Origin of the sequence: Kaistella haifensis DSM 19056, assembly GCF_000735695.2 — a bacterium.
Classification (GTDB): Bacteria; Bacteroidota; Bacteroidia; order Flavobacteriales; family Weeksellaceae; genus Kaistella; species Kaistella haifensis.
This window is the reverse complement of record NZ_JASZ02000068.1, coordinates 1-4,452: the sequence shown is the minus strand read 5'-3', so window position 1 is coordinate 4,452 and position 4,452 is coordinate 1. Positions and strand designations below refer to the sequence as shown.

The 4,452-nt window shown below is 28.3% G+C and carries 4 protein-coding genes; all 4 read right to left on the bottom strand.

Features of this window, described 5'->3' with window-relative positions:
• Window positions 1-196: 196 nt before the first annotated feature.
• The 4 genes from AP75_RS13745 to AP75_RS13735 all read right to left on the bottom strand — a co-directional run bounded on the left by AP75_RS13745 (window position 197) and on the right by AP75_RS13735 (window position 4,234).
• Entirely contained in the window at window positions 197-727 is a 531-nt protein-coding gene (locus AP75_RS13745; protein WP_031501628.1) for a hypothetical protein, read from the bottom strand.
• Window positions 727-2,070, bottom strand: a complete 1,344-nt coding sequence (locus AP75_RS13740; RefSeq protein ID WP_088264990.1) for an AAA family ATPase — start codon at window positions 2,068-2,070, stop codon at window positions 727-729. The genes AP75_RS13745 and AP75_RS13740 overlap by 1 nt, the downstream gene beginning before the upstream one ends.
• Window positions 2,071-2,187: 117 nt before the next feature.
• Window positions 2,188-2,313: a hypothetical protein gene (locus tag AP75_RS14795; protein WP_262488071.1), complete on the bottom strand. Its 126-nt coding sequence runs from the start codon at window positions 2,311-2,313 to the stop codon at window positions 2,188-2,190.
• A 217-nt stretch (window positions 2,314-2,530) separates the two neighbouring features.
• Window positions 2,531-4,234, bottom strand: coding sequence for a M1 aminopeptidase family protein (locus tag AP75_RS13735; protein ID WP_088264989.1), 1,704 nt, complete (start codon window positions 4,232-4,234; stop codon window positions 2,531-2,533).
• Between the last annotated feature and the right edge of the window lie 218 nt (window positions 4,235-4,452).

The window sequence follows — 4,452 nt, the reverse complement described above, 5'->3', positions numbered from 1 at the left end:
AAAGGCTACCAAACGCCACAAAAAAAGCAGTCCTTCCGAAAAAACTGCTTTGTACCTCTAAATTCTAAAAACGACATCCCCATAAGAGGACCATCATACTGCTGAAAAGCCACCGGAGCTTCCGTTCAACGGGCTTTCATTTCTTGTCCTGCGGACAAGACGAAAGCTTAGTTATTAGCGGAAGGTGATATTTTTATCAATTTAGAAATTTTTCTATCCGGATTCTTGGTGGGAAACCTGGTGATAAAATGAGAATATCTTCTTTCGTTCTATCAGGTTTGGTAAATTTAATTACATCTTTCGTACTTGTCAATTGTCCGTTAAATTTTGGAGAAAGTAAAACACGAACGAAATCAAACTCTTGTAGACAATTATTAAACTTTTTCCACAAAGAATTGCAATAATTTAAAAATATTTCAGATGCAACAAATTGATCTGCATATCCTTTAGGATGATTTGATTTAAGTTCAAATAGTACAATTTTGTTAATTGAAGGAATTATGACGCAATAATCACATCCTTTATGAATAAATTCGACACCACTTCTCAAATACGAAGATTTCTTTTTGTAGCCAGCATGGTCGATATCTAGTTTTAATATAAGGCTATCTTCGGGTAATCCTCCAATAATAATTGATTGACCAGTTGTTTCTTCGACCAATTTAACTTCTTTTTTTATCTCATCGTATGATTTGATAACTTGTAAATCACAAAAAATACTTTCCATTACGATATAAAATAGTCTAGGTCCGATGAAACCGTAAAAAGATTATTGATTTCCTCATCAAAAAATGGAATCTCAATACCTATATTTGAAATTTTTAAAGAGTTTAATGTTCCGTTTATACCTTGATAAACGGATATTGAATTAAAATCTAAATTATCTTTTTCAGTATATCTCTTTTTATTTTTTACTAACCAATCTGACTTTTCTTGAAAGTCATTTTTCAAAAGTATAAGATTATTTAACTCCTTTATTAAAAAATCACTATGAGTTGTAATAAATACTTTAATGCCTAAATTTACGATTGATGCTATCAGTTTTGCCATCAATCTTTGGTTTTTTAAAGTAAAATGACTCTCTGGTTCATCGATTATTAGTAAATCACCAATTTTGGCAATATGCTTTAAATAAAAAAATATATCGACAATGCATCTTGCAGATGAAGAAGCTAAATATAATGGTATGTCAAATCTATTATTTCTTTTATTTTTAGTATAAAATCTTATATCTTGTTTATTTTCTTTTTTAAATTCAGCCCCTAAAATCTCTTTAATTATCTCTAAAGGATATGAAATATCAATATTAGAAGAATTCTTTTTTATGTTGTCTATGTTTCTTGTAAATGCAATATGATCACGTATTGGAGTCGCATAATATGCGCTCATATTCATAATTAATTCGAATGGATGAATATTATCATCCTTGTTTTCTAGGTTTTGAAGACTTTCAATCATAGAATTTCTTCTTTCGTCTAACTCTTTATAGAATAATGAAATACCTAACCGTTCAGCAGTTATAATTGTTGGGTCTGGAATAACATCGTCAAAAACCATAAAACAAAATAGGTCACCAATTATATCTCTAACTAGGTTTTTGTCTAAATCACTTTTATTAAGTGTTTTATAAACAATAGTTAAAGTGTTATCTTTTATAATTCCTTCAAATACAGTGTTATCACCAACTCGGATTTTATTTTCTTTATCCTTAAAATTAAGAGGTTGGTCAACTTTGATTCTCAAACTAGCTTCATCAAAAATCTTCTCTTTATCATTAAAAAGTTCTTTAATGCGACGTTTAAATTTATCGCTTTCTTTTTTTAATGCAATTCCCGATAATTCAATAATCAGTTTTTTATCAAGATTTATTTGACCGTTTAGTATAATTTCTTGAGATAAGTCTTTAAAACTATTATAATTTATGAAATCGCGCCAATATTTTAGGGCACCATAAGTACTGTAAGTTACATATGTCTTACCTGAATTGTTGTCTCCAACTAAGATAGTTAAATCATTAAGCTGTAATTCACAACTTTCAATTTTGCCTAAATTTTTTATCGTAACTTTCATTTATAGTTAATTTGAAACTTTAGCAAATATAAGAATTTAGTTATTCATTTTATAAATGGTGCTTTTTATCACTTTACGCTAACGGTTGGGTATTTCTGTTGGCGGGGATTATTATAATTAGTTTTTGTAAATATAACAAAAAGAACAACTCGCTAAAATCTTTATGATGTAAACTTCAATCCCGCTAATAGAAATACCGTGTCGAACTAAACCTCCGGTAGCTTTTCCGATTCGCCGTTTCATTAACTTTGTTTTTATTAACCTTTTAAAAACTCATGAAATGGCTACAAAAAAAAAGCAGTCCTTCCGAAAAAACTGCTTTGCACCTCTAAATCCTAAAAACGACATCCCCATAAGAGGACCATCATACTGCTGAAAAGCTACCGGAGCTTCCGTTCAACGGGCTTTCATCTTGTATCCTGCGGACAAGACGAAAGCTTAGTTATTATATGCCGTATTTTTATTCTTCGGTTTCTAGAGATTCTAACTTTTGATTTTGGTTATCTAATTTTAAGGTCATTTTTAAAATATTAATATCATTATTTGCTTTGTCATTAAAAGAAAAATTAAGATATAAAGAATTGTTTTTTTCACTGAAAGAACTAGAAGCACCTGATAAAATTATAGATTTTGAAATTAAATATTTTGTTTTTAACTCTTTAAACTTAACTTTGTCTTTTTCATCAATAACAAGATTTTTTGTTATTTCGTTATTATCTAAGTTATTCAAGTAGTTACCAATTTCGTTTGAGATTTCTAACATTTTGGGATTAAGTTTGGCAGTTGAGAAATATCTGTTTCTTTTAAAAATATTATTGTCTTCCGCATTCCAAATATCGTTTAATCTTGAAACCTGTTGAATTTTGTATTCAGGGTCTAATGTAATTTTCTTAATATTATTAATATCTATAATTTCAGGACTTTTATTAGAAATTTTGATATTTTTTTTGGTATTCAAGTTGTCCATAGTTGTGCTCTCAATTTCTAAATTGTATATTTTTTCAGAGTTTGAATTAATACATAATTTTGATTTACCACACTCGCTAAAGTAAAAATCTGGAATTTTATCTGTGAATAATGTTTCATAACCTTTTGATTGTAGGAAGAAGTTTAATTCATCTAAACTTGTAGTTCTGTCATATTTCTTATATTTATAAAATTCACCAATTATATTGATAAAGTTTGCATCGTTTTTTTGTTTTGAATAAAGATAAAGTGGTAATAAGTTATAAGAAAATAATTTTTTTTCATTTTTTTCTAAATTTTGATTGGCAAATCCTACAAAGGATTTTTTTCCTTCGGTTATAAATTGCTTATAGCCAATTAAATCTTCAAAGTATTTGTTGAAATTCTCAGAATGATATGTTGCTTTTAAATATTCAAAAGCAAGGAATTCTGCTAATGCCTCTGTTAAAGAATTTTCTTTGAATATAATTCCATCCCCTCCAAACCAAATATGGGCAATTTCGTGCGAAACAGTTGTTCTAGGTGCGTCATTTTTGAATATGGCACTATTGTAAATTATAATGTTTTCATTAGTTATACTTGGTCCATTTATTGGCGCAAATATAATTTTTGGTTTTTCCTTTTTCCCAAAATAATTAGAAAAAAACTCAAATGATTTAGACATTCCTTCCGTTGCTTTTTTGATTTCTTCCAAAAGTCCGTTTTCTTTTTCAAGATAGTAAACTTGAAAACCATTAACTTCAAAATTTTTAAATTTGCCCGCAACAATTATTGGTGTAGCAATATATTTTCGTTGCAAATCGTTTTCGGTAGGAAAAATGATATTATAGTCTTTGGAAGAAATATTAAGATTAAATTTTTTTTCCTTTGTGAAGTCAGATTTCTCTAATCCTAAATATCTTATAGTTGTAATAAAAAAATCATTATTTGCATTTGATTTGTCAATATTTATTACATAATCAACTTTATCGCTCACATCATAACTTTTCAGATTTGAAGTTTCATTGCTTAAAAATTTTGCAGAACTATCTAAAGTAATGTAATTTGGAAAGATTATAATATTTTTTTTTGAAGCAAATGTTTCGGAAATTTTTAAATTATTATTTTCATCAATTATTATTTTCGCATTTACGGTTTTTTGTGCTAGAACTATTGAGAAATTTATTAAAAAAAGAAATGTTAAAATTTTGTTTATCATCTTTTTATGACGGTGTTTGTGTAATATGGCATATAACGTTTCGGGGCTTGGCGATGGCGGGCAAATCGAAGCCGAAACTTTCAACTAAAATATAAATTTCTACCGAAGCACAAAACGTGAATTTTTTACGTTCCGCCCGCTATTGCCAAACCCTTGTTGAACTAAACCTCCGGTAGCTTTTACCATTCGCCGTTTTAGTAACTTTGTTTTTATTAACC

Coding starts and splice junctions, on each gene's coding strand:
- AP75_RS13740 (WP_088264990.1), bottom strand. CDS start 2,070: ATGAAAGTTACGATAAAAAATTTAGGCAAAATTGAAAGTTGTGAATTA.
- AP75_RS14795 (WP_262488071.1), bottom strand. CDS start 2,313: ATGAAACGGCGAATCGGAAAAGCTACCGGAGGTTTAGTTCGACACGGT.
- AP75_RS13735 (WP_088264989.1), bottom strand. CDS start 4,234: ATGATAAACAAAATTTTAACATTTCTTTTTTTAATAAATTTCTCAATA.
- AP75_RS13745 (WP_031501628.1), bottom strand. CDS start 727: ATGGAAAGTATTTTTTGTGATTTACAAGTTATCAAATCATACGATGAG.